This window comes from Streptomyces sp. NPDC001056 (assembly GCF_053598955.1).
This window is the reverse complement of sequence record NZ_JBSFLI010000113.1, coordinates 1-1,264: the sequence shown is the minus strand read 5'-3', so window position 1 is coordinate 1,264 and position 1,264 is coordinate 1. Positions and strand designations below refer to the sequence as shown.

Here is a 1,264-nt window from a genome sequence, read left to right as displayed (position 1 = left end):
GCCCGCGCTTGCCCGGCAGGGCACCGAATGGCCAAGGATGGGCGCTGAGCGGGGATATCAATGCATGTGGGTGCAGTCCGCCGCCTGTGTTCTATGCCGAACGGGGCATGAAGATGCGGGTCGGGGACGGGTCCACCGAGCGGAAAGGGCTGGGAGACGAACATTCTCACCTGCCCGTCGGTGGTGCGGAATGCGACGAGCAGTATGTATTGAAAAACGAGAAAACGGGGCAGCCTTTGGTCGGTGTGCCGTATCGAATACATACCAGTTCCGGACGTGTCTTCAGCGGTATGACTGATAGTGCCGGGCTCACACAGCGCGTAGCAACGCGCTACGCGGAGAAACTGAGAATTGAAATAGTGGAGCATGGCCATGCCGCACGATGACTACGAATACGTGACCGTGCATGACTCAGCCATGACGAATACGACGCATGGTTCGAAGATCGAGCTTTTATTGGCAGTCGACGGGCCGCCAATCTGCAAAAACATGACGGACGCGGAATTTCGGAAGAAAGTCCTGACGTTGCGCGACGATGCCGTAAAAATAATCACGCAGAGAGTCGACGAACTCCATGTCTGGAGAGAGCCTGCGCGGGCGAGAGTCAGAGAGTGGTTCGGGGTCGCCGACGAGCCCACTCGCGGTGCGCTGACGAACGGATTGGTGGCGTTGATCACAGTCATGAACGGATTGACGGCAAGGAATTTCGTTCGCTCCGATCCCGACCTTGATCGGGCTCTCGGCTGTACGCCAAATACCAAAAATCTAGACGGCGAAGTTGCGCACGTTTGCGGCCCCGATACCGCCACGCACACGATATCGATTTCCCCGAAGTTCTGTGAGCTTCCGGATACGAGTGCGGGTACGTTTTCCTCGATGCAACTGACCATTGTTCACGAGTGTGTGCATTTTCGGGATACATTCGGAGCGATTGACTACAAGAACACCTATGGACAATTTCTCAGCAGGCGGCTCGCCAAAGAGGTCCCGACAATGGCGATCAGGAATGCGGACAATATTGCGTGGTATATCTTGGGCATCGATTAGCCTTGTGGGGCTTTGTGCTTCAAGCGTCGTGTTTGCTTGCAGCTTTTCCTTGCAATACGCAAGTAGGCTCGACCTCGGCGTCGTGGCCATTTCAAATGCTGACCGGATTGCGCTCGCCAGCTTGTTGGTGACCGTTCGGAACAGTGCGGCCAACAATGGTCCCGTCGTGATCTACGGATATGCCGACGAGCATGAGCGCGACGCAATTTCGATCGCC

Annotated in this window: 2 protein-coding genes; both read left to right on the top strand. The window is 56.2% G+C overall.

The window, feature by feature from the left end:
• Nucleotides 1-386, top strand: a 386-nt coding sequence (locus ACWDD7_RS37775; RefSeq protein WP_450460722.1) for a hypothetical protein, incomplete at its 5' end; no start/stop codon positions are given.
• Nucleotides 367-1,047, top strand: coding sequence for a M35 family metallo-endopeptidase (locus ACWDD7_RS37770; RefSeq protein ID WP_105816744.1), 681 nt, complete (start codon nucleotides 367-369; stop codon nucleotides 1,045-1,047). The genes ACWDD7_RS37775 and ACWDD7_RS37770, both read left to right, overlap by 20 nt.
• Nucleotides 1,048-1,264: the final 217 nt, after the last annotated feature.

Coding starts and splice junctions, on each gene's coding strand:
- ACWDD7_RS37770 (WP_105816744.1), top strand. CDS start 367: ATGGCCATGCCGCACGATGACTACGAATACGTGACCGTGCATGACTCA.